The following is a 24,478-nucleotide window of genomic DNA, read 5'->3' on the forward strand; positions in this document are numbered from 1 at the left end:
TATCAAAGCGCTTTGAACTATACTCAAAGCGCTTTGAAACATAGTTAAAGCGCTTTGGTTGTGCAGAGTGATGCGCGCCGATCCCACACCTATAAAAACACTGGAGACACAATGAACAAATTTTTCTTGAAAGCTTTGCCAGCGGCAGTGCTGATGGCCTTAAGCGCGTCGGCCCAGGCCGCCCTGCCGATCGACTTCGGCGGCTACATCCGCTCGGGCTTCGGCACCAGCGGCGAAGGCGGCAAGGAAGCCTGTTTCGGCCTGGCCGGCGCCTCGTCCAAGTATCGTCTGGGCAATGAGTGCGAAACCTACGGCGAGCTGAAGTTCGGCGGCGAAGCATTCAAGGCAGCCAACGGCACCACCTTCCGCATCAATACCCTGGTGGCGTTCTCCGTCAACCAGAACCAGGACTGGGAACAATCGGACCCGTCGTGGCGCGAAATGAACGTGGTGGCCGACAAGATCGGTTCCGGCGCCTTCGCCGAAGCGCGCGCCTGGGTGGGCAAGCGCTACTACGACCGCCAGGACGTGCACATCACCGATTACTACTTCTGGAATAACAGCGGCCCCGGCGCCGGCCTGGAAAACATCGACCTGGGCGCCGCCAAGCTGGCCTACGCCATCGTGCGCACGGCCGACGACGGCGACAGCAAGCGCATGGGCCTGTCCCACGACCTGCGCTTCTCCGGCATCAAGGTCAACCCGGACGGCGAACTGACCCTGGGCCTGCAATTCAACCAGAAACGCAACGCGCAAGGCGCGGCCCCCGTCGCCAGCGGCCACTTGCTGACCATCATGCATACGCAAGGCAACCTGTTGGGCGGCTTCAACAAGGTGGCATTGCAGTTCGGCAAAGGCAGCGCCGCCAACACGGGCGGCTTCAGCCTGGGCGCCGACAAGGACGACAAGGTCACGCGCCTGACGGAACAGATCATGATCCAGCCCAAAGGCGCCTGGTCGGGCATGGGCACCTTCGTCTACGAAGACAAGCAGACGGCAGGCGTGAGCAGCAAGTGGACCTCGATCGGCGCGCGTCCCGTCTACCACTTCACGGACAACTACAGCCTGGCCGTGGAACTGGGCCACGACATCGTCAAGCCGGAAGGCGGCGAGAGCCGCAACCTGACCAAGCTGACGTTTGCCCCGCAATTGTCCGCCGGCAACAGCTTCTGGTCGCGTCCCGTGCTGCGCGCCTTCTACACCTACGCCAAATGGAACAAGGCAGCCCAGTCGGCCGCCGCGGCGGAAACGGCGCTGTCGTCGACGGGCGTGTTCGGCGGCAAGACCAATGGCAGCTCGATGGGCTTCCAGGTGGAAAGCTGGTGGTAATCGCCGGCACCTAAGTAACCCTCGGGAAATTAGCGTGAACTATGACGAACAGAACCGGATGCCATGCAAGGCGCTCACTGCGACGCAGTGCGAGCACTGCCAGCAGCGAGCAACACCGCAGAGCGCCGGTTATGGAAGTCAGAAATCACAATAATTTATTGGGGCTTACTTAAAACGTTGGCAAGCGTCCCCGGACGCTTGCCGGTGGCAGCAACACCGCCCGCTTTTTCAGGGGCAAGTAATATCCGGACCCACCATTTCGCCGCTGCACGCGATGGCCGGCAGCTACACTGTAGTGCTTCAGCAGTATCCTCTTTTAGCGCGGGCGCCCCTGGGTTTGCCCGCGTATTTTTTTGGGCGCCGCCGCCGCTGGCCACTACCCTGATCAATCCGGCATTTATCAGATAAACTACCCTTAATCGCATTGCACTGCACCGCACCGCTCCCGCCCACCGGCAGGACGCCGGCAGCGGCAAGATCCACCCAGGACAGACCCCGACTGCAGCATCCATGAACCTCAAAAATCTCGCCAAAACGCTAGGAATATCCGAAACCACCGTCAGCCGCGCCTTGAATGGCTATCCGGAAGTGAGCGAACGCACACGCGAACGGGTGCTGGCCGCCGCGCAGGCGGCCGGCTACCGCCCCAATCCCATGGCGCGCAGCCTGGCCGTGGGACGCACGAATATCGTCGGCATCATCTACCCGCTGATGCCGAACGACCTGGCCGACCCCATGTTCATCGAGATCGTGGGCGGCATGTCCGAAGCGCTGGAAGCGCAGCAGATGGACATGATGATCGCGCCCGCGTCGGCCGGCAACGAATTCCACACCTATGAACGCATGGTCAAGGGCCGCCGCATCGACGGCCTCGTTGTCGGGCGCACCAAGCCCTTCGACGAGCGCATCGCCTACCTGGCGCAGCAGGGCATGCCGTTTGTCGCCCATGGCCGCACGCAGCTGAACCAGCCGCACGCCTGGTTCGACTACGACAACGAGGCGGGCATGCGCCTGGCCGTCGAGCGCCTGGCGCAGCTGGGCCACCAGCGCATCGGCCTGATCAGCGCCACGCCGGACCTGAATTTCGTGCGCCAGCGCGTCGACAGCTTCCAGCATGCCATGCAGGCGGGCGGCCTGGCCGTCGATCCGGACAACCTGGTCGACAATGCGCACGACCGCCGCGCCGGCTACCAGGCCATGCAGCGCCTGCTGGCCCGCTCGCCCCGCCCCACGGCCGTCATCGTCGACAACCACATGTCGGGCGTGGGCGCCGTGCGCGCCCTGCTCGACGCTGGCATCGCCATCGGCAGCGAGATGTCGCTGATCGTCTGGGGCGTAATGGAAGATTCGCTGGCCGGCCACAACGTCACCACCGTCGTCCAGCCCGACCCGCGCGGCGCCGGCGCAAAGATGATCCGCATGCTGCTGGCCCTGATGGACGGCACGCCCGTCACGGAGCTGCAGGAATTGTGGCCGTGCGAACTGCTGCCGGGCGAATCGGCCGGGCCCGTAATGCACGCATGATTCAGCCTCTCACCGCGCGACCGGCGAAATACCGGGGTCAGTCACCGCGTGAGCGGAATGCGCTCCATTGGGACGCATTCCCCCGGAGGGTCTGACCCCAGCCCTTGCATAGGGCTTCGTCTTCGGCCAGGGGATGCACATCCCCTCCCTGAATCACCCCCATAAAAAAATCGCATGTCTGGCGCGTGTATCGCTTTACTTTTCAAAGCGCTTTGAACTATACTCATTTCATACCCAAAGCGCTTTGAATTTTAAAATAAGACGTTAGCCTACCAACCAGCAACGCTGCCCTGATAGCCACGGCTACAGGCAACTTTTAAGAAATCATTCATGCCGACCATCCAGAACAATCTCGCCCACCTGCCCGCCGACTGGTGGCGCAGCGCCGTCATCTACCAGGTCTATCCACGCAGCTTCCTCGACAGCAATGGCGACGGCATCGGCGACTTGCCTGGCATTACCTCCAAGCTCGATTACATCGCCGCCCTGGGCGCCGACATCGTCTGGATCTCGCCCTTCTTTACGTCGCCGATGAAAGACTTCGGCTACGACGTGGCCGACTTCTGCGACGTCGACCCCATGTTTGGTACTTTGGCCGATTTCGACCGCCTGGTGGCGCGCGCCCATGAACTGGGCTTGAAAGTGATGATCGACCAGGTGCTGTCGCACTCGTCCGACAACCACCCATGGTTCGTGGAAAGCCGCTCCAGCCGCGACAACCCAAAAGCAGACTGGTATGTGTGGGCCGACCAGAAACCCGATGGCACGGCGCCCAACAACTGGCTGTCCGTGTTTGGCGGTTCCGCCTGGCAATGGGAACCGCGCCGCAGCCAGTACTATCTGCACGATTTCCTCGCCAGCCAGCCCGACCTGAATTTCCACAACCCCGCCGTGCAGCAGGCGCAGCTGGACAACCTGCGTTTCTGGCTGGAACGGGGCGTCGATGGCTTCCGCTTCGATTCCTGCAACTTCCCCTACCACGACCAGTTGCTGCGCGACAATCCGCCAGCCGCGCAGCGCGACGCCAGCAGCGTATCGGCCATCAATCCCTACGGCATGCAAGCGCACGTGTACGACAAGACACAACCGGAAAACATCGCCTACCTGCAACGCGTGCGCGCCGTACTTGACGAATATCAAGCCATTTCCATCGGTGAAGTGGGCGACGACAATGCGCTGGCCACCATGGCCGCCTACACGACGGGCGGCGACAAGCTGCACATGGCTTACAGCTTCAACTTGCTGACGGCGGAGTTTTCGGCCGCCCACATCCGCACGCAGGTGGAAGAATTCGAAGCCAAAGTGACGGACGGCTGGGCTTCCTGGTCCGTGGGCAACCACGACAGCGTGCGCGTCATGACGCGCTGGGGCGGCGACCATCCGTCGCCGTCGCTGGCCAAGGTGGTGCTGGCCGTGCAGGCGGCGCTGAAAGGCACGCCGTGCCTGTACCAGGGCGACGAGCTGGCCCTGACGGAAGCGGACATTCCTTTCGAGGCATTGCAAGACCCGTACGGCATCCCGTTCTGGCCCCAGTTCAAGGGCCGCGACGGCTGCCGCACGCCGATGCCATGGGTGGCCGATGCGCCGCACGGCGGCTTCAGCACTGCCAAACCCTGGTTGCCCGTGCCGCCCGAGCACCTGGCGCGCGCCGTCGACGTGGAAGAGCGCGATAGCGCCTCGCCGCTGCAGTTTGCGCAGAACATCCTCGCCTGGCGCCGCACCCTGCCGCAACTGCTGCGCGGCGAGATCGTCTTCTTCGACGCGCCGGAACCCGTGCTGGCCCTGCGCCGCGACTTGCCCGGACAGCCATCCGTGCTGGCCGCCTTCAACCTGGGCACGCAAGCCCTCACGTTCGCCTGGCCTGAGGCGGCACCAGCGGCCGACCTGGCCGGTCACGGTTTGCCGGGCAGCAAGGATGGCCAGCAGATCAGCCTGCCCCCGCATGGCGGCTGGTTCGGCACCCTGGCGTAAATCGCCGGCTTTGGCGGCCATGCCGCCAATTACAATAACGAGCCCCGCGCATCAGCGGGGCCGAACAACAGAGTATCAGTGCTCGGCAAAATCGTGGCGAGCGGATGAAAGTTGTGGCTGAGAAGCGCAGCTGTGTGTAGGCACAGTGAGCATCACCAGCCGCAAATTCGACGCGCAGTAGATTGGGCCAGGCACATTCAGCGAGAATGAGGACGACAGACATGGCTGGACTGAAGTTAACAGGCCTGAAAAAGGCGTATGGCGACGTGCAAACCCTGCACGGCATCGACCTGGAGATCGCCGACGGCGAATTCATGGTGTTCGTGGGACCATCGGGTTGCGGCAAATCGACCTTGCTGCGCAGCATCTGCGGCCTGGAAGAGATCAGCGGCGGCGATTTATTCATCGGCAAGACGCGCATGAACGACGTGCCGCCCGCCAAGCGCGGCATCGCCATGGTATTCCAGAGCTACGCGCTGTATCCGCACATGAGCGTGGCGCAAAACATGGCCTTCGGCCTGAAACTGGCCGGCATGAGCAAGGTGCAGATCGCCGACGCCGTGCAGCGCGCCGCACAGATCCTGCGCATTGAACCCTTGCTCGAACGCAAACCCAAGGACTTGTCGGGCGGCCAGCGCCAGCGCGTGGCCATCGGCCGCGCCATCGTGCGCAAACCCGACGTCTTCCTGTTCGACGAACCGCTGTCCAACCTGGACGCCTCGCTGCGCGTGCAGATGCGCATCGAACTGGCGAATCTGCACCGCGAATTGCGCTCGACCATGATTTACGTCACGCATGACCAGGTCGAAGCGATGACCCTGGCCGACCGCATCGTCGTGCTCAACGCGGGCCGCATCGAGCAGGTGGGCGCGCCTTTGGCCCTGTACCACCATCCCGCCAACCTGTTTGTGGCCGGCTTCCTCGGTTCGCCCCGCATGAACTTCCTCAAAGGCAAGATCCACGGCTACACGGATGGCGTGGCCACCATCGCCACCAATGCGGGCGGCCTGCTGCAGGCAGCGCTGACGCAGCCGCTGGCCAACGGCACCCCCGTCACCATCGGCGCGCGCCCCGAGCACGTGCAAGCGTGCGCGCCCGGTGCCGCGGCCGCCATCACGGCCACCGTGCAAGCGGTGGAAAAACTGGGCGACATCAGCTATCTGTATGTGCAGGTGCCAGGCGGCGACGAGCCGCTGGTCGTGCGCGCCGATGCCGATACGGACTGGGCCATTGGCCAATCCGTGGCACTGCAGGTGGCGCCCGCCCGCGTCCACGTGTTCGACGAGCACGGCCAGACGCGTACATGATTTCAACTTTAAGGGGCCAGGCGCTACAGGCGCCGCCTGGCCTGGTTGCATCGTTTCAGCCTTGATATTCAACATAAACTTAGCATAAAAAAAGATACTGGAGATCGACATGTCCTACACGAACCCAAAACGCAGCTTCATCAAAACCACCCTGCTCGCCGCCGCCCTGGCCGGCATCGGCAACCTGGCCGCCGTCAGCATGGCGAACGCGGCCGAAGCAGGCACCCTGCTGATCTGGATCAATGGCGACAAGGGCTACAAGGGCCTGGCCAAGGTCGGCGAGGAATTCACCAGGAAGACGGGCATCAAGGTCGTCGTCGAGCATCCGGAAGATGCGCCGAACAAATTCCAGCAAGCGGCCGCCGCCGGCAAGGGTCCGGACATCTGGATCTGGCCGCATGACCGCATCGGCACCTGGATCGACGCCGGCTTGCTGCAACCATTGACACCAAGCAAGGAAGCACGCGCCGCCATCCTGCCGCTGGCGTGGAATGCCTTCACCGTGGGCGGCAAGACCTGGGGCTACCCGATCTCCATCGAAGCCGTGGCCCTCGTCTACAACAAGGACCTGGTGCCGAATCCGCCCAAGACCTTCGAGGAAATCGCCGCGCTGGACAAGAAACTGTCTGGCCAGGGCAAGAAAGCCATCCTGTGGGATTACACGAATACCTATTTCACGTGGCCTTTGCTGGGCGCGGGCGGCGGCTTCCCGTTTGAAGTCAAGGCCGACGGCCGCTACGATGCAGCGAAAACGGGCGTGAACAATGCCGGTTCGCAAGCGGGCGTGAATGCGCTGATGACCCTGATCAACAGCGGCGCCATGCCGAAGGGCGCCGGCTACGCCGAGATGGAAGCGGGCTTCAACCAGGGCAAGATCGCCATGATGATCAACGGCCCATGGTCGTGGGACAATGCGCGCAAATCGAAGATCAATTTCGGCGTGGCAACGATCCCTACCGTGGCAGGCAAGACGGCCACGCCATTCGTGGGCGTGCTGGGCGCCATGATTTCGAAAGCCAGCCCGAACAAGGACCTGGCGACGGAATTCCTGGAAAACCAGATGCTGCAGATCAACGGCCTGAAAACCATCAACGCCGACGTCCCGCTGGGCACGCCGGCAAACAAGGTGCTGTTCGCGGAACTGAAAGCCAACCCGAACATCCAGGCCACGATGGAAAGCGCGCAGGCGGGCCGCCCGATGCCGAACAATCCGGAAATGGGCCGCTTCTGGTCGTCGATGCAATCGGCGCTGGAAAACATCACGCAAGGCCGCCAGACGACCAAGGATGGCCTCGATGCGGCGGCGAAGCGGATTACGACAGCGAATTAAGCAGGTCAAGGCGTAGGTCGGATTAGGCCCGAAGGGCCGTAATCCGACACCAGCAGCCAACAATACTGTCGGATTACGCGCAAGCGCTAATCCGACCTACGTGTCACATCCGGCATTTCGTTGTATCCATCTTCACAGGTATCCCATCGTGCGCAAGTTTATCGGCCCTACGGTATTGACCATCAGCATGGCGCTGGGTCTGTATCTGCTCTTCATGTTGTACATTTCCGGCCAGACCATGCTGGCTGCCGTCTTCCTCGGCTTGCTGACCCTGACGACGTTTGTCTTCACGTCGCCGCGCGCCTATGCCTACCGTTATCTGTTTCCCGGCATCACGGCGGTGATCGTCTTCGTGCTGCTGCCGATGGTGTACACGGTGTCGATCGGCTTTACCAATTTCAGTTCGCGCAACCTGCTCACCTACGAGCGGGCCACGCAATACCTGCTGGATGAAACGCAGCGCGTGGAAAGCGCCGGCTATGCGATGACCGTGCATGCCGACAACAAGGAATACCGCCTGCGCCTGGAAAGCCCGGACACGGGCGAAGTGCTGCTGACGCAGCCGCTGGCCCTCAAGCGCGCCGTGCCCCTGACCGTGGAGGTGGCGCCCATCGATCCCGTGCAGGCGCCCGTGCTGGCCCCGCCGCTGCCCATCAAGGACATCATCGGCCTGCAAAAGGATTTGAAGCTGCTCACCCTGGTCATGCCGAACAGGATCGAGCTGCGCATGGTGGGCTTGCGCGAATTCGGCCCCGTCGCGCATGTCTACAAGCAGTTGCCGGACAAAACCCTGAAGAAGATCGCCACGGGCGAACTCGTGACACCGAATTTCAAGACGGGTTTTTATGAAATGCCGGACGGCACGAAACTGGAGCCGGGCTTCAAGGTCAACGTGGGTTTCGCCAACTTCGTGAAGATTTTCTCCGATGAAGCGTTCCGCGGCCCGTTCCTGCGCATTTTCGTCTGGACCATCGTTTTCGCCCTGATCAGCGTGGCCACCACGACGGGCCTGGGCATGGTGCTGGCCGTGCTGCTGAACTGGGATGCGCTGCGCTTCCGCGGCCTGTACCGCACCCTGCTGTTCCTGCCGTACGCCGTGCCGGGTTTTATCTCCATCCTGGTCTTCAAGGGCTTGTTCAACAATAACTTTGGCGAAATCAACCTCGTGCTCGACGCCCTGTTCGGCATCAAGCCTGCCTGGTTCTCGGACACCACCCTGGCCAAGGCCATGATTTTGATCGTCAACACCTGGCTGGGCTATCCCTACATGATGGTGGTGTGCATGGGCTTGATCAAGGCGATTCCGTCCGACCTGTACGAAGCGTCGGCCCTGGCCGGTGCGGGACCGCTGACGAATTTCTTCAAGATCACCCTGCCCCTGATCATCAAGCCGCTCACGCCGCTGATGGTGGCCAGCCTGGGCTTTAATTTCAATAATTTCGTGCTGATCAGCTTGCTGACGGGCGGGCGTCCCGATTTCCTCGACACGACCTTACCGGCCGGCACGACGGACTTGCTCGTGTCCTACACCTACCGCATCGCGTTCGAGGATTCCGGCCAGAACTTTGGCCTGGCTGCCGCCATCTCGACCCTGATCTTCTTCCTCGTGGCCGCGATTTCGCTGGTCAACATGCGCCTGACGCGCATGAACAAAGCATAAAGGACCGACCATGGCTATCGTTGTCGACCGTTCCAACCGCTGGCGCATCCTGGCGGCCCACGTCGCCGTGATCGCGCTGATCGCGCTGGTGATGTTTCCCTTCCTGATGATCTTGTCGATCTCTTTACGGCCCGGCAACTTCGCCTCGGGCAGCCTGATTCCGCCCGAGATCAGCTTCGAACACTGGCGTCTGGCGCTGGGCATGTCCTACCAGGCGCCCAACGGCACCCTCGTCGAGCCGGACTTCCCCGTGCTGCTGTGGCTGTGGAATTCCATCAAGGTGGCCAGCATGAGCGCCACCGTCACCGTGCTGCTGTCGACCACCTGCGCGTATGCGTTCGCGCGCATGCAGTTCCGCTTCAAGTCGCAGACCCTGTCCGCGCTGATGCTGCTGCAGATGTTTCCCGCCGTGCTGGCCCTGGTGGCCATCTACGCCATCTTCGATGTGCTGGGCAGCTACGTGCCGTGGCTGGGCATCGACCACCACGGCAGCCTGGTGCTGGCCTACACGGGCGGTATCGCCCTGCATATCTGGACCATCAAGGGCTACTATCAGACCATTCCCGTCGAAATCGAGGAAGCGGCCAAGGTCGATGGCGCCACGCAGTGGCAGGCGTTCGTCTACGTGCTGCTGCCGATGACGGTGCCCATCCTGATGGTGGTGTTCCTGCTGTCGTTCATCGGCGCCATCATCGAATACCCGATCGCTTCCGTGCTGCTGCATGAGCAGAACAACCTGACCCTGGCCGTCGGCTCGAAACTGTTCCTGTACGAGCAAAAATACCTGTGGGGCGACTTCGCCGCGGCAGCCATTTTGTCCGGCCTGCCCATCACGGCCGTGTTCCTGCTGGCGCAGAAGTGGATGATCTCCGGCCTGACGGCCGGCGGCGTGAAAGGCTGACCATGCGCAGCGCCCTGACTGCGCTGGCCGCCCTGTTACTCAGCGCTTCGGCGCAGGCAGGGAGCTTCGCAGAGAACCCCATCGTCTATTTTGCCGTGACGGACCGTTTCGCCAACGGCAATCCCGGCAACGATCACAGTTACGGCCGCGCCGCCGACCCGCAAGGCGGCGATGTCGGCAGCTTCCACGGCGGCGACATCGCCGGCATCACGCAGCAGCTCAAGGCCGGCTATTTCCGCGACCTGGGCGTCAACGCCCTGTGGATTACGGCGCCGTACGAACAGATCCACGGCTGGGTGGTGGGCGGCAAGCAGCAATTCCAGCACTACGCCTACCACGGCTACTGGGCGCTCGACTACACCACCATGGATGCCAACATGGGCACGCGCGAAGAGCTGGGCGAGATGATCGATATCGCCCACGCGCAAGGCATCCGCGTGCTGTTCGACGTGGTGCTGAACCACCCGGGCTACGCGGACCTGCGCACCCTGGCGCAGTACAAGGTGCCCGTGCTGTGGCCAGGCCACGAAACAGCCACCTTGCGCGACTATCATAGCTACATCGACTACAACAACTTCGAATTCAAGCAATGGTGGGGCCCGGACTGGGTGCGCGCGGGCTTGCCCGGCTACCTCGACGGCGGCAAGGACGATTTCACCATGCAGCTGGCCTATCTGCCCGACTTCCGCACCGAGAGCGGCAAGGCCGTGGGCTTGCCGCCCATCCTGCAGCGGAAAAGCGACACGCGGGCCGTGGCCCTGCCCGGCACCAGCGTGCGCGGCTACCTGGTGCACTGGCTGGCCGACTGGGTGCGCGAATTCGGTGTCGACGGTTTTCGCGCCGACACCGTCAAGCACGTGGAGCCGGCCAGCTGGCTGGCCCTGCGCGCGGCCGCCACCGACGCCCTCAAGGATTGGAAAACCCGCCACCCGCAGCAGAAAATCGACGACTCTGCGTTCTGGATGACGGGCGAAGCGTGGGGCCATGGCCCTGAGCGCAGCAGCTGGCACGACGCGGGCTTCGACTCGATGATCAATTTCGACTTTCAAAGCCGCGCCGGCGCGGACTGGAAAAGCATCGATGGCGTGTACCGCCAGTACGCGACTTTGCTGGGCAAGCGCATGGGCAATGAACCCCGCCACGACATCCTCTCGTACATCTCGTCGCACGACACGAGCCTGTTCCCGCGCGGGCAATTGCGGCATGGCTTGTCCGCCCTGCTGCTGGCGCCGGGCGGCGTGCAGCTGTTCTACGGCGATGAAAGCGCGCGCCAGCCTGGCACGGCGCCCGTCGGCGACGAGCAGCAGGCCACCCGTTCCGACATGAACTGGAACTCGATCGATGGGGCCACCCTCGCGCATGCGCGCAAGCTGGGCCAGTTCCGCTTGCGCCACCCCGCCCTGGCGCGCGGCGAACACCGCTTCATCGACGACAAGCCGTACGCGTTCGCCCGCGTGATGGAGGGCGACGCCGTCATCGCGGTGCCCGAAGCGCAAGGCGCGCTCGAGCTGAAAATGCACGGCGTGTTCGCCGATGGCACCCGGCTGCGCGACGGCTACACGAACCAAACTTACATCGTCAAAGACGGCGCCGTCGCGGTGAACGCGGCCGGCACCGTCCTGTTAGAAAAGGCAGCACCATGAGCAGCTATGACATTTTAGTGGTCGGCGGCGCCGGCATCGACACCATCGTGCGCGTCCCCGGCCTGCAATTGCCCGTGGCCGATTCGCTGCACGTTCCGCCCATCCACGACTACGTGGCGCACACGGGCAACGGCGTGGCGCTGGGCTGCCATGCGCTGGGCCTGCGCTGCAAGTTCATCGATTTCATCGGCGACGACGCGCAGGGCGCGGCCATCCTGCAGCGCTACAAGGATGCCAAACTCGATTTTTCCCATCTCGTCGAACCGTCGGGCACGCGGCGCAGCGTCAACCTGGTCGACCCGCAAGGGCGCCGGCTGTCGCTGTACGACGGCCGCCACCCGGAAGACGTGCGCATGCCCGCCGCTTTTTATCTTCCCTACCTGGGACCGGCCCGCCATGCGCACTTTTCCATCATGGGCTGGGTGGCCGAGCTGTTTGACGACGCGCGCGTATGCGGCACCAGCGTATCGACCGATTTGCACGACTGGGATGGCGTCAACCCGCACCACAAGGTCTTTGCCCTGCGCGCCGACCTGGTCTTCCTCAGCACGGCCGCGCTGGGCGAGCGCACGCAGTCCGTCATGCGGGCCATCGTGGCTGAAGGGCGCGCGCAGGCCGTGATCGCCATGGCGGGCGCGGATGGCGCATACGTGCTGGAACGGGGCAGCGCATCCGTGCGCCACACTCCGGCGGCAGGCTTGAACTTGCCCGTGGTGGACACGAATGGCGCGGGCGACTCGTTCGTCGCCGCCTTCCTGCAGGCCTGGCTGGCTGGCGCGGGCATCGACGCGGCCATGCGCCGCGGCGCCATCGGCGGCGCGTTTGCCTGCGCCCAGCATGGCACGCATGAACGCTTCATCGGCCGGGAGGAGCTGGATGACTTATATCAAGACAGCACTAGCTTATGACTTAAAATTCTATCAAGCGTGATAACTTGGTAAGGGCTGCATGGCACAATGGCTGCGGATTTCACCACCGCATACCATCGATACCGGAGACCACATGAGAATCGAAACCCTGGCCGTGCACGCCGGCTACACCCCCGACCCGACCACCAAGGCCGCCGCCGTCCCCATCTACCAGACGGTGGCCTACGCCTTCGACAATGCCCAGCATGGCGCCGACCTGTTCGACCTCAAGGTGGCCGGCAATATCTACACGCGCATCATGAATCCCACGCAGGACGTGCTGGAAAAGCGGGTCGCGGCGCTGGAAGGCGGCGTGGCCGCGCTGGCCGTCGCGTCGGGCATGGCGGCGATCACCTACGCGATCCAGACCATCGCCGAAGCGGGCGACAATTTCATCTCCGCCAGCCAGCTGTATGGCGGCACCTACAACCTGTTTGCCCACACCCTGTCGCAGATCGGCATCGAAGTGCGCTTCGCCGATGCGCGCCAGCCGGAGACCTTCGCCGCGCTGATCGACGCGCGCACCAAGGCCATCTTCTGCGAATCGATCGGCAACCCGCTGGGCAATGTCACGGACGTGGCGAAGCTGGCCGAGATCGCGCATGCGCACGGCATCCCGCTGATCGTCGATAACACGGTACCGAGCCCCTATCTGTTCCGCCCCATCGAGCACGGCGCCGACATCGTCGTCCATTCGCTGACCAAATACCTGGGCGGCCACGGCACCACCGTGGGCGGCGCCATCGTCGACAGCGGCAAGTTCCCGTGGTTTGATCACAAGGAGCGCTTCAAGCGCCTGAACGAACCGGACGTGTCGTATCACGGCGTCGTCTACACGGAAGCGTTCGGCCCCGCCGCCTTCATCGGCCGCGCGCGCGTCGTCCCGCTGCGCAACATGGGCGCGGCCATCTCGCCCTTGAGCGCCTTCCAGCTGATCCAGGGCATCGAGACCCTGGCCCTGCGCATGGACCGCATCTGCGACAACACGCTGGCCCTGGCCAAACACCTGAAAAACCACCCGAAAGTCGCGTGGGTCAATTACGCGGGCCTGGAAGACCATCCGGACCACGCGCTGGTGAAAAAATACATGCGCGGCCGCGCCTCGGGCATCTTGTCCTTCGGCCTGAAGCTGGCCAGCGGCGAAGATCCCCGCGCGGCCGGCGCCCGCGTGCTCGACGCCCTGCAGCTGTTTACGCGCCTGGTCAACATCGGCGACGCCAAGTCGCTGGCCACGCACCCGGCATCGACCACGCACCGCCAGCTCAATGCCGAGGAGCTGGCCAAGGCGGGCGTGTCCGAAGACATGCTGCGCCTGTCCGTGGGCATCGAGCATATCGACGACTTGCGCGAAGACCTGGAGCAGGCCTTGAACGCGGCATAAGCTTCTTTTCCACGCCGCCCGGAGGGGACTTCATGGCATAATCGGCAACATGAACTCCCCGCTCCCATCGCCGGAACAGACTGCGTCCGGCCAGTTCCGCGCCGAATACGCGCGGCGCATGAATGCCGTGCTCGATCATATCGACCGCCACCTGGACACGCCGCTGGACCTGGCCCAGCTGGCCGACGTCGCGCATTTCTCGCGCTTCCACTTTCACCGCGTATTCGCCGCCTGGATGGGCGAAACGCTGGGCGACTATGCGCGCCGTCGGCGCCTGGAAACGGCCGCCTTGCGGCTGGCCTGCCGCCCCGGCGAAACGATACTGGACATCGCGCTGGCGACGGGCTTCGGCTCCGGCGAAGCGTTTGCGCGCGCCTTCAAGCTGAAATTCGGCTGCACGCCGACGGCCTGGCGCGCCGGCGTGGCCGCGAAAAACGCTGCCATGCTCGCGGCCATGCGCCTGCGCCTGCGCCGGCAGGATAGCAATCCGGATCAGGCCATGCGCAATCCCGGTCAGGAAAACGGGCCGAACTTCCAGCACCATGACGACTCCAATCCACTTCATAGAGAGAGTCCCATGCAAGTCACCATCCTCGACCTGCCACCGGCCAGCGTGGCATGCCAGCGCCATATCGGCCCTTACGGTCCCGCCATCGGCGCCTTCTGGCGCGACACCGTCGCGCCGTGGATGCAGTCGCACGGCCTGGCCGATGCAGTCTGCTACGGCATCGGCCATGACGATCCCAGCATCACGCCGCCGGACAAATGCCGCTACGACGCCTGCGTCGCCGTGCCCGATACTTTCCAGTCGGGTGGCCGCGCCAGCATCACCACCCTGCCGGGCGGGCGCTATGCGGTGGCGCAGTTCAAGGGACAGGCCAGCGCCATCGCCGACGCGTGGACGCGCATGACGCGCGAATGGCTGCCGGCCAGCGGCCTGCAGTGGGATGAGCGTCCCTGCTTCGAGCGTTTTTCCGCGGCCACGGCAATGGACCCGGCCACCGGCGAATTCTCTTGCGAGATCTGCATCCCCGTGCGCCCCCTGTAGCTTCCTCGCGCACGTATCAGCCCGCGATGCCATAGCGCGATGCGGGCTTGCCGCGCATCGCGCCTGCGAACAGGGCCAGGCGGGCCGCGTCAAAACGCTCCCACAGTTCCTTGTCCTCCACGGAGGGCAAGGTCACCAGTTCGCCCTGGTCCAGGCCGGCCAGCGCCGCATCGACGCAGTCTTCGGCGCGCATGATGGCGGCCTGGTCCAGCTGCGCCAGCGGCACGCCGCTCAATTCCCAGATTTCCGTCGCCGTCGATGCGGGCAGCACCAGCTGCACCACGATGCCCGTGCCGGCCAGCTCCTGCTGCAAGCCGCGCGTGAAATTCATCACATAGCCCTTGGTGGCGCTGTAGATCGTGCTGACGGGCAGGATGTGGAAGGACAGCACGGAACCGATATTGATGATGGTGCCGCTGTTGCGCTGCTTGAACCGCGGCAGCACGGCGTAGCTGAGCTCGGCCACGGCCGTCACGTTGACCTTGTCCATGGCGGCGACGCCCGCTTTCGGCGTATCGGCGACGGGTGCCAGGGTCGAAGCGCCCGCATTATTCACCAGCATGGTAATGGCCGGATTGCCGGCCAGTTCATCGGCCACGCGCTGCAGGTCGGCCGCTGCGGACAGGTCCGCCGCCATGGCGCGCACGGACACGCCATACTTTTCCGCCAGCGACTTGGCCAGCACGCCCAGGCGTTCGACCCGGCGCGCCACCAGGATCAGATCGAAGCCGCGGCTGGCCAGGCGGTCCGCATACACGGCGCCCAGGCCCGACGATGCGCCAGTGACGAGGGCCGTGCCTGGTGTATTGACTGTACTCATGATGATTCCTTTGCAATTGGTAAATTCGAATGAATGGTTTTCAGCACGACGGATCAAGCATGATGGCCATCATGCTTTGACGCGGCATTAAACATGACGATCATCATGTTTAATGCCGCGTCAAAGCATGACGCACGTAATGTATGATGTCAACAGAAATTATTTAATGAGCGGGAGAACACCATGCGATACCCAGCGGCCGAAACGGCAGAAAAACACCAGCGCATCCTGCAGGAAGCGGCACGGCTGTTCCGTGAACAGGGTTTTGACGGCGTCAGCGTAGGACAGATCATGAAGGCGACGGGACTCACGCATGGCCCCTTCTACAACCACTTCGCCTCGAAGGAAGCGCTGATGGCGGAAAGCACCCTGCACGGCTCGGAACATTCGCGCGCGGCGCTCGATGCGGCAACCATCAGCCCGGAAGCCATGCGCCAGTATGTGCGCGATTATGTGAGCGCGGCCCACCGCGATGCGCCGGGCAACGGCTGCCTGCTGGCGGCGCTGGCCGGCGACGCGCGCAAGCAGCCGGCAGTGCTGCCCGCCTTCACCTTCCACCTGAAATCCATCATCGGCAAGCTGGCCACGCATTTTCCATGGCAGAAAAAACGCAAGCCACGGCAGCAAGCCATCGTCATGCTGTCGGCCATGGTGGGCGCCGTGGCGCTGGCGCGCACCGTCGATGATGCCGCGTTTTCGGACGAGATACTGGCGGCGGTCAGCACCGCGTTTACAGAGTAGGTCCGATGGGCGGCGCAAGCCGCGTCATCCGAACCACGCTGATCACGCCACCGCCAGCACCTGCGCCACCTGCCTGATCCTCTCGTCAACCGAACCTGACACATTGACAAAGGCGATCCCCCGCCGCGCCAGCTCGGCCTGGTACCACGCATGCTGGCGCAGCCTGAAGCTGTCGTCGCGGCGCGTGCCATCCTGAATAAAAGGAAAATCGGGCGCGCACAGCACGACCAGGTCATACGCATGGCCAGCCAGGTCCAGCAGTTCCGCCTCCGCCTTGCCGAACATCTCGACGCAGTAAAAATACGTGGTCAGGGGCGAGGTATCGCAAAACAGCCAGCGCTGCGCCTGCATGGCGGCCTGCGCTTCGCGGCGCAGCTGTTCCCTGCCGATCTTCAGCAGATCGTCGTAGGCCAGGATGCCATCCTGGCTTTCCCACAGCTCGCGGCCATACTCGGCCACCCAGGCGCAGCCGAAATGGGCCGCCAGCGCGGCCGCCAGAGTCGTCTTGCCGCTCGACTCGCCACCGAGCACGCACACGCGCGTGACGAGACTGGCGCGCACCAGGGGCGACAGGAAGGCGGCGTGGGCCTGCGGGTCTTGCCGCACCAGGGTGCCGGACACGGGCACCAGCGTTCTCGCCTGGTCCACGCTGACATGCGCCACCGGCCCGCGTGCATAGTGCCGCTCCAGCACGCGCGCAAAGCCGGGGCCATAGTCTTCGCTGCTGAACACGGCGTCGACGGGCAAGTCCAGCACCGTCCAGCACAGCCAGCCCATGAAGTGGCGATGGTGGTCGCCATCGTCATCGTTGTGCGGCAAGGTGCGCGCAGGCACGCCGCGCGCCGCGCACAGGGCGGCCAGGCGGGCATCGTCGAGCACTACGATGTGCGCCTGCGGAAATTGCGCGCGCAGCCACCCTTCCCTGCGCGCCGGGTCCAGCCCGGGAAATTCAGGTTTCGTATAGCTGACCAGCAGCAGTTCCTCGCTGGCTTCCCGCGCGCGATCGATCAACAGTTCGTGGCCCATGTGCAGCGGGCAGAATTTGCCGACCACGAGGCCGCGTTTGTATTTTGATGCCAATCCTGTCATGCCGCCGCTTCCCGCAAATCCGAGGTGTATTGAATGATCTTGTCTTCCGCCAGCAAGGTCTCGACCGTGATGGCGCCGAAAAACGGCGCGAGCAAGGCGCGCGCCCGGTCAGCCTGCGGCATGGCGTTCGGCACCAGGCGCAGCACGACGCTGCCATCGCCATGCTGGTGCACGCCGAACACGGCGATGGCCAGCGGCTTTAGTGCATGCGTGATGTCGATATTATTGATCCACTCGCCGCTGGCCGTCCGGTAGCGCAAGGGACTGCGGCCCGCCAGCCCCACCAGCACGGGACCATGCGGGCCATGCGCCAGCGACGCATAGTCGCCCGTGCGGTAGCGCAGCAGGGGCAGGCAGAAATTGAAACCGCCCGTCACGGTGATTTCGCCGCGCGCGCCGTCCGGCACGGGCTGGCCGCCGGCGTCGAGGATTTCCACGTACAGCCGGTGCTGCAGCAGCACGTGGCCGCCCGCCTGCTCGTCGTAGACGGCCACGGGGCCCACTTCATTGAGCGAATAGATGTCGAGCACGGGACAGCCGAACCTCGCCTCGAGACGCGCGCGCATGCCCGGCAACAGCATCATCGAGACGGACAGCAGCGCGGCCGGCTTGTGCGTCATCGGCAAGGTCAGCAGTTCGGCAAACGAGATGGGGTCGCCCGCGATCAGCTCGGGCGCCATGGCGTCGAGGTAGCGCGCGCGGTCGTCCGGGTCGCGCCAGTCGTCCACGTGCAGGTTGATCTTCGCCAGGCCCGACTCGTGCATCGTCGGCGTGACGGAGACATAGGTGAAGCAGCGGCGCTGGTGCCCCAGCAGCATCACGCCCACCTGGCCCGCGCCATGGCGCAGGGTCACGCCGAAGCGGCGCAGCGCGCGCTTGTGGTAGGCCAGGTAGCGCCCCGCCACCAACGGGTGCGAGGCGATCAGCAGCGGGTGGCCCGTGGTGCCCGTCGTCTGGAAATTGATCATGCGCGCCAGGTCCGCATCGTCGGGCACGAAGGCGGCGATATCGTGCGCCAGCTCGGCGCGGCTGATGGGCGCCACGTCGGCAAGGCGCGCGGGCGGCGAACCGCAGGCGCGGTAATACGGCACCGTGGCGTAGGCCGTCTTGAGAAAACCGGACAGCCAGGCCGGCGGCGCCGCGGCGCTCCAGTCTATCGCCGCGTCCATGACTTCCTGCTCGTAGGCGCGCAAGGCCGCCACTTCCGCCGCCTGCAGCTTGTTGCCGCTGCGGTTGCGGTAGCGGGGCGCGGCCGGGTGGCTGCGCAGTTTTTCCAGCATGCGCGCGCCCGCCTGCGTCAGGGTGGGACAGTAATCGCGGTCCGATTCCCAGGCGCCGCCCGGCAGATTGGCATCCACGCTCATTCGCGCGACCACTTGTCGGCCGATTCCTCGGCCGCCTTCTTCGCCAGCGCCTCGCGGATTTCCCGCGCGCGCTGTTCGGCCAGCCGGCTCGCTTCGAGCAGGCGGCGGCGCTCCGTGCCGCTGATGGCGGACAGGCGGTCCGTGGCCTGCGCCACGCTCTCATCGCGCGGTCTGAAACCCAGGCGCGCCAGCACGATGCGCGCCAGCTCCTCGCGCCGCTCGGGATCTTGCGTGAACTGGTGCGCGGGCGTGGCGGCGGCCAGTTCGCGCACCGCCTCGCCCAGCACCTGCAGCAGGTCCTGCTGCGGCAGCTGCTGGCCGATGAACCACGCGTCGGCCAGCAGCCAGCACGCGATCATGGCCAGGGCCAGCCGGTTGCGGTCCGCCTTCACCTGCGCGCCGAGAAAGCCCTGCAGGGACGCGGCCGGAGCGCGGGCGCCATGCAGCAGCAGGATGTCGTTGACCAGCGCGGCAACCGCCACCGCCTGCGCGTTGGCGACGCCGGAGATGTGCGGCTCGGCGAGGAATTCGGCGGGCGTGTCGGCCAGCCGGTGGGTCAGGGTTTCGAGGTGGGGACCGATTTGCATCATGATGTCGTTACCTCAACCCCGGCATTTTACTGCGCATATTCATCTTGTTTAGCTCTTCACATAATGCCTGCGGCTGAACGCCCGCGCAAAGTCCAGCAAATCCTCGTAGCGCTCGACGGCATGGATATCCCAGCCCTGTTCCCGGCGCGCGCGTTTCAGGTCGTCGTAGGTCTGCTGCAGCCACCTGTGGCTGGCCGCGCCTTCCCAGCCGCGCTCGAGGTTCAGGGCCATGGTGCCGCCCGCGCCGCCCTGGGCCAGCGCTTTCGCCGCAATATCCCAGCCGCTGTTGCCCAGCTCATCGTCGTCGAACATGGTGGTGATGCCATCGTCGGAAATCATCAGGATGTGCGCAGGCCGTTCGCGCTTGCCCGCATAGGTCTTGCGCAGGCAGTGGATGGGGAAACAGGTGCCGCCGCCAAAAAATCCCGTCAGCACGCCCAGAATCATGTCTTCATCGCGCACGAAACCGGGCGTCTGCATCACTTCGTTCTTGCCGCTCCACAGTGTCACCTGCACTTTCGCGCCCGCGCGCAGGGCGGACAGCGCGATGACGGCGCCCGCCAGGGTCAGGAACGAGGTATGCGCCTGCGGGTTCGGCATGGAGCTGGAACTGTCCACGTACATGTCCAGGTCGACGGGCATGGCGTCGACGGCGCGCGCCGGTTCGCGGCCATACACGCGGCGCACGGTGGTCACGCCCGGCACGGGGCGCGGCGACTGCATCACGGATTGCAGCCAGTCGATGTCTTCCAGGGGATCGCCGGTTTCCCATGGTTCCAGCCCTTCCATCTGCGGTTCCTGCGACTCGGGCACGGGGCGCCTGGGAAACGCCACCAGGTGCGGCAAGGCCCGCTCGCGGTAATAGCGGATGGCGATTTCATGGTCGCTCAAATCCACGCCCGAGGCCTTCAGGATGTCGCCCAGTTCGAACGGTTCGCGCAGCTGGCCGCCCGCCGCCCTGGCCGGCGCATCGCCCTGCGGCGCCTCGTCATCGAGGCCCGAGATGCGCTTGTCGTGCACGGGATGGATGGCGCCGTCCTCCTCGTCATCCTCGATCTGCTGCGCGCCATACGTCTGGCAGCCGCGCGCCGCATCGCGCGTGTCGAGCAGGTAGCGGCCAGGGCTCAAGGCGTCCGTATCCTCGACCAGGTAAGGCAGCAGCAAGGTGGCGAAGCGCCCCGCCGCCAGCATCCAGTCGTTTGCATACACGCGTATCAGGCGCGCGCCCAGCCAGGCATCCGTGTCCAGGCGCTCGTCCAGCTTGTCGCCAGCCAGCTCGCCCTTTTCCAGCTGCCACAGGTTTTCATAGATGCGCATGTACAAGGTCCACACGCCGCCGCTGGCCCTGGCCTTGCCATCCGCCGCCGGCTCCCTGCCCTGCTGCAGCTTGCGGTAGATGTCGGCCATGCGCAGGTTCGCCTGGCGCTGCAGGCGGTCGTTGATGAACAGGTCCGTGTACAGGTTGGCCACCATGGGCGCGTGCTGCTCCAGCGTGGGCAAGGCGCGGCGCATGCGCGCCAGCAGGCGGAACTGGTCGCCGGCGCTGCCCGGCGCGAGGATGTGGTGGCCGATTTCATGCGCAAGCACTTCCAGCGCATAGTCCTCCAGTCCCAGTTCCGCCACCAGCGCCAGGTCCACCACCACGCTCTGGTCCAGCAAGCGGATCATGGCGAAACTGCCGGACAGGCCCTGCTGGCTGGCCTGGACGCGGCTGGCGCACAGGCTGGGATCGCGCAGGCGCGTAAACTTGCTCCACACGGCAAGGGCTGCGGGCCAGGCGGCGCGCCAGGCGTCGATCAGCGCGGTATCGGCATCGTTCTTCATGCGAGCGGCAGCAGGCGGATCGCGTGCGTCCAGGGCGAGGTGATGGCCAAGGTATGCGCATTGGCGGCCAGGGCGATGTCGCCGGCAGGCAGGTCGAGCGCGATGCTGCGCGCGCCGATATGCACGCTGGCGCCGTCCACGCGCACGGACGCCGGCCTGCCGGTTTGCGCCTGCGCGTATTCTTCCGCCGTGGCGCCATGCAGCACGGCGCCATAGGCGTCGGCCACCAGCAGAAAATGGCGCTCCGCGCTGCGTACGACAAAGCCATCCGGCGTGGCGCGCACCTGCGGCGGCGTGCCGAAGTCGCCACCGAGGCCGCTGAAGCTGCCGAACTCCCTGCCATCGGCATTGCCGCGCCACGGATAGTCCAGCAACTGCGCGTGGACTTGCGGCCAGTGCGCACCCGGTTCGCCAAAGGCGGCCAGCGCCAGCGCATGCGGCAAGGTGTCGGCGGCGGCCAGCGCGCCCTGGCGGAAATGCGCGACGCCTGCGCGCCAGGCCAGCACCTGGCCCACGGCGCGCAATTGCGCCAAAGTCGTGACCTGCGGCGCCAACGCGGCCAGCTCGCGCTGCCATTGCGCGGGGCGCGCGCCCGCCACGCCGCCCACGTGAATGGCCGCGTTGCTCAGCATGCCCAGCACCTCGATGGGGGCCGTCGCCAGCAGCGGCGCCAACGCCGGCGCCAGTTCGCGCCAGACGGTATTGAGGAAGGGATTCTTCGCGGCCGGCCCCGCCAGGCCGTGGCCCACCAGCTCCAGGGCCATGTCGTAGGCGGCCAGGGTCACGCTGCCCGCGCGCTCGGGCGCCGCAGCGGCTACGGCCGCCACCAGCGGATCGACGCCATCGTGCAGAAAAACGCCGAAGGCAGCCATGTCGAGCGAGGGAAAACGCCGGCGCGCTTCCGCCGCGCGGCCGTTGAACTGGGCGCGGCCGCCGGCAAGGATGGCCGCAAAGGCAGGAGAAATCATCGCCATCCCTCAATCGCTATGCGAAAAATGCAGCAGATAGCGTTCGCTCCCCGATTCGAACGCGATCTCGTTCCAGTGGATCGCATACCAGACGCCAGGCGGCAAGGTCATCGTCACCGCGTGCGCAGCGAATCCGGCCAGCGACATGTCCAGCGCGTCGAGGAAGGCGTTGACGAGGCAGGCGCGGAAACGGTCCGGCGGCGCCGTCCGCATGTGCTCCGACGAGAAGAACCAGCGCCGGCACACCTGCTCCAGGTGCGCGCGCCCGCACGGCGCCACCGTGATCTGCCACAGGGGCGCCGGCAGCGCGCACGCCGGGGAGCCCGCATGCAGCGCGTCATCTTCCACGCGCAAGCCCAGCGCCGTGAGCAGGTCGGGCGCATCGGGCAGCCGTTGCAGTTCGTAGGTCGCGCACAGGTCGCTGGCCTCGCTGTTCAACATGGCCAGCGCGTCGAGAAAGCCGCGGCAATGGTCGATGTTCAGTGCGGAATTCATTGCGAACGCAGCCAGCTGCGGTAATTCGTATAGCGCTGGTGCAGATATTTGAGCTTCAGCAAATCGTCGTACAGGGGGCCGTACAGTTTGCGTCCCTTCGTGCGCTCGCCGATCAGCTTTTCGATGCGGTTCAGGCGCGCCAGGGTCTCGCGTTCGCTGACGCCGTCGAGGCCCAGGTCGAATTCGGCCGACAGCACGCCGACAGGATCGTCGCGGTCCAGGTCCAGGCGGTTGAATTCATCGTTCGACAGGTCGAACAGGCGGCGCAGCCAGCCCAGCCTGTCGCTGCGGTAGGCGGCGTTTTCCGGCAGCGCGAAAAATGGCGCATCCGGGTCCGGCTGCAGCTTGTTATGCAGGACGAACGGCAGCACCTGGCGCAAGTCTTCCAGCTCCACCTCGCCATTGCCGCGGAAGTAGCTCATGGCCTTGGCGTAGATCAGCAGCGCCATCAGGGTGCGCACGGAAATGCCGTTCAAGGTCTGGCAGCCCAGGTCCTTCAGGCGGTCGCGCCCATTGTCGGCCGCCTGCGCGGCGCCACGGTCGGCGCCCGACAGGCGGGCCGTATCCTTGGTCATGTATTCGAACTGGCCGCCCGCCGTCTCGAACAGCTCGAACTGGCTGGCGAAAAACTCCAGGCGGCGCCGCACGGCCTCGGGCACCGCCACCTGGCGGATATCGTTGCCAATCTGATCCACTTCTGCTTCCGTGAAGATGATATCGGGCGGCACCAGCTCTTCGGGCCGCACGTTTTCTTCCACGCGCAGCAGCAGTTCATTCAGGAAGCGGGGGTTGAAGGCCAGCGCCTGCACCGTCACGTCGACCCGGTCGCGCAGCGCCTCGATCACCTGGTAGGTGCCGCCGCCCTGGTCGTCGTTGGCCGTCAGATACCAGGCCGCTTCCGGGCATTCGTAAATGTGGTTCAGCACTTCCGCGTAATTGTCGCCCATCACGGTGAGCAGCGCGCTTTGCGTGCGCGTGGGGATGCGGTTGTATTCATCGACGATTTTCACGCGCATGCCCAGCCAGGCGCGCCAGGCGATGCGGATATCGTCCATGCTTTGCGCGTTCACCAGGTCGGCCGGCAGCGGATTGCCCAGCAAGTCGGCCACCGTCATCTGCGGATGGCCATGCTGCATGGCGCGCTTGACTTCCTTGACGGTGGAACCGGCCAGCACGCCCATCAGCAAGGCGCTGGCCGTCTTGCCCCGCCCCGGCCCGCCCACGAACAGGCATTTGCGCCGCGTGGCGAACGTCAGCAGGGGCAGCAAAATAAAACTGGAATAGCTTTGCGCCGACGGCAGGTTCAGGGTGCGGCGGCTGTCGCCCACGGCATACGTCTGCGACGGGCCGTCGTTGTACTCGATGTCGTAATGGGGGCTGATGATGGCGTGGTTGACGATCCAGAAATATGCCTGGCGCAGCTTTTCATCGAAAGGCCGGGCTTGCGCCTCGCCTTCCGCTCCCAGCGCGATGGGGCCCTGGTACAGGTCCGCCACGTCGAATTGCCGCGCGGCAGGCGCCGCCTTGGGCTTGGTAGGGGCTTGGGACAGGCGCTGGAACAGATTAAAGGCTGACATGATGGACA

General features: G+C 64.8%; 20 protein-coding genes. 12 read left to right on the forward strand and 8 right to left on the reverse strand.

Annotation, left to right across the window (positions count from 1 at the left end):
- Nucleotides 1–111: 111 nt before the first annotated feature.
- The 11 genes from GCN74_RS07430 (at nt 112) to GCN74_RS07480 (ending at nt 15,002) form a co-directional block, all read left to right on the forward strand.
- On the forward strand, nt 112–1,329 hold the full coding sequence (locus tag GCN74_RS07430) for a maltoporin (RefSeq protein WP_152256067.1): 1,218 nt from the start codon (nt 112–114) through the stop codon (nt 1,327–1,329).
- A 510-nt stretch (nt 1,330–1,839) separates the two neighbouring features.
- Nucleotides 1,840–2,853, forward strand: a complete 1,014-nt coding sequence (locus GCN74_RS07435) for a substrate-binding domain-containing protein (RefSeq protein WP_152256068.1) — start codon at nt 1,840–1,842, stop codon at nt 2,851–2,853.
- 330 nt (nt 2,854–3,183) lie between these two features.
- Nucleotides 3,184–4,824: an alpha-amylase family glycosyl hydrolase gene (locus tag GCN74_RS07440; protein WP_152256069.1), complete on the forward strand. Its 1,641-nt coding sequence runs from the start codon at nt 3,184–3,186 to the stop codon at nt 4,822–4,824.
- A gap of 221 nt (nt 4,825–5,045) precedes the next feature.
- Nucleotides 5,046–6,131 (forward strand): ABC transporter ATP-binding protein, encoded by a 1,086-nt coding sequence (locus tag GCN74_RS07445; protein WP_152256070.1) that lies wholly within the window; start codon nt 5,046–5,048, stop codon nt 6,129–6,131.
- A 109-nt stretch (nt 6,132–6,240) separates the two neighbouring features.
- The gene (malE, locus tag GCN74_RS07450) at nt 6,241–7,461 is read left to right on the forward strand and encodes a maltose/maltodextrin ABC transporter substrate-binding protein MalE (protein ID WP_193317000.1); all 1,221 of its coding nucleotides are present in this window, start codon (nt 6,241–6,243) and stop codon (nt 7,459–7,461) included.
- 148 nt (nt 7,462–7,609) lie between these two features.
- The gene (gene malF, locus GCN74_RS07455; protein ID WP_152256071.1) at nt 7,610–9,121 is read left to right on the forward strand and encodes a maltose ABC transporter permease MalF; all 1,512 of its coding nucleotides are present in this window, start codon (nt 7,610–7,612) and stop codon (nt 9,119–9,121) included.
- A 10-nt stretch (nt 9,122–9,131) separates the two neighbouring features.
- Nucleotides 9,132–10,022: a maltose ABC transporter permease MalG gene (gene malG / locus GCN74_RS07460; protein ID WP_131377298.1), complete on the forward strand. Its 891-nt coding sequence runs from the start codon at nt 9,132–9,134 to the stop codon at nt 10,020–10,022.
- Between the two features lie 2 nt (nt 10,023–10,024).
- Nucleotides 10,025–11,665: an alpha-amylase family glycosyl hydrolase gene (locus GCN74_RS07465; protein ID WP_152256072.1), complete on the forward strand. Its 1,641-nt coding sequence runs from the start codon at nt 10,025–10,027 to the stop codon at nt 11,663–11,665.
- On the forward strand, nt 11,662–12,573 hold the full coding sequence (locus tag GCN74_RS07470) for a carbohydrate kinase family protein (protein WP_152256073.1): 912 nt from the start codon (nt 11,662–11,664) through the stop codon (nt 12,571–12,573). The genes GCN74_RS07465 and GCN74_RS07470 overlap by 4 nt, the downstream gene beginning before the upstream one ends.
- Nucleotides 12,574–12,667: 94 nt before the next feature.
- Nucleotides 12,668–13,954 carry an O-acetylhomoserine aminocarboxypropyltransferase/cysteine synthase family protein gene (locus tag GCN74_RS07475; RefSeq protein ID WP_152256074.1) on the forward strand — a complete coding sequence of 429 codons (1,287 nt, stop codon included), beginning with the start codon at nt 12,668–12,670 and terminating at the stop codon, nt 13,952–13,954.
- Nucleotides 13,955–14,003: 49 nt separating this feature from the next.
- Nucleotides 14,004–15,002 (forward strand): AraC family transcriptional regulator, encoded by a 999-nt coding sequence (locus GCN74_RS07480; protein WP_226938924.1) that lies wholly within the window; start codon nt 14,004–14,006, stop codon nt 15,000–15,002.
- 16 nt (nt 15,003–15,018) lie between these two features.
- On the opposite strand, the gene GCN74_RS07485 is transcribed toward GCN74_RS07480, so the two are convergent.
- On the reverse strand, nt 15,019–15,822 hold the full coding sequence (locus tag GCN74_RS07485) for an SDR family NAD(P)-dependent oxidoreductase (protein WP_152256075.1): 804 nt from the start codon (nt 15,820–15,822) through the stop codon (nt 15,019–15,021).
- Between the two features lie 183 nt (nt 15,823–16,005).
- On the opposite strand from GCN74_RS07485, the gene GCN74_RS07490 reads away from it, so the two are divergent.
- Nucleotides 16,006–16,563, forward strand: coding sequence for a TetR/AcrR family transcriptional regulator (locus tag GCN74_RS07490; RefSeq protein WP_152256076.1), 558 nt, complete (start codon nt 16,006–16,008; stop codon nt 16,561–16,563).
- A 42-nt stretch (nt 16,564–16,605) separates the two neighbouring features.
- On the opposite strand, the gene GCN74_RS07495 is transcribed toward GCN74_RS07490, so the two are convergent.
- Genes GCN74_RS07495 through GCN74_RS07525 form a run of 7 tightly spaced genes read right to left on the reverse strand, consistent with a single transcriptional unit; the run spans nt 16,606 to nt 24,470 of the window.
- Nucleotides 16,606–17,652, reverse strand: a complete 1,047-nt coding sequence (locus GCN74_RS07495; RefSeq protein ID WP_152256077.1) for an AAA family ATPase — start codon at nt 17,650–17,652, stop codon at nt 16,606–16,608.
- Nucleotides 17,649–19,010 carry a capsule biosynthesis protein CapK gene (locus GCN74_RS07500; protein ID WP_226938925.1) on the reverse strand — a complete coding sequence of 454 codons (1,362 nt, stop codon included), beginning with the start codon at nt 19,008–19,010 and terminating at the stop codon, nt 17,649–17,651. The genes GCN74_RS07495 and GCN74_RS07500 overlap by 4 nt, the downstream gene beginning before the upstream one ends.
- Before the next feature lie 2 nt (nt 19,011–19,012).
- The gene (locus tag GCN74_RS07505) at nt 19,013–19,606 is read right to left on the reverse strand and encodes a hypothetical protein (RefSeq protein ID WP_226938926.1); all 594 of its coding nucleotides are present in this window, start codon (nt 19,604–19,606) and stop codon (nt 19,013–19,015) included.
- Nucleotides 19,607–19,654: 48 nt separating this feature from the next.
- Entirely contained in the window at nt 19,655–21,430 is a 1,776-nt protein-coding gene (locus GCN74_RS07510; RefSeq protein WP_152256080.1) for a VWA domain-containing protein, read from the reverse strand.
- Nucleotides 21,427–22,398, reverse strand: coding sequence for a hypothetical protein (locus GCN74_RS07515; protein WP_152256081.1), 972 nt, complete (start codon nt 22,396–22,398; stop codon nt 21,427–21,429). The genes GCN74_RS07510 and GCN74_RS07515 overlap by 4 nt, the downstream gene beginning before the upstream one ends.
- Nucleotides 22,399–22,407: 9 nt before the next feature.
- Nucleotides 22,408–22,893: a hypothetical protein gene (locus tag GCN74_RS07520; RefSeq protein WP_152256082.1), complete on the reverse strand. Its 486-nt coding sequence runs from the start codon at nt 22,891–22,893 to the stop codon at nt 22,408–22,410.
- A complete protein-coding gene (locus GCN74_RS07525) occupies nt 22,890–24,470 on the reverse strand; it encodes an AAA family ATPase (protein WP_152256083.1) in 1,581 nt (526 codons plus the stop codon). Before GCN74_RS07525 ends, GCN74_RS07520 begins: the two co-directional genes overlap by 4 nt.
- Nucleotides 24,471–24,478 lie beyond the last annotated feature (8 nt).

The sequence above is a fragment of the Janthinobacterium sp. FT14W genome (genome assembly GCF_009208755.1).
Taxonomy (GTDB): Bacteria; Pseudomonadota; Gammaproteobacteria; order Burkholderiales; family Burkholderiaceae_D; genus Janthinobacterium; species Janthinobacterium violaceinigrum.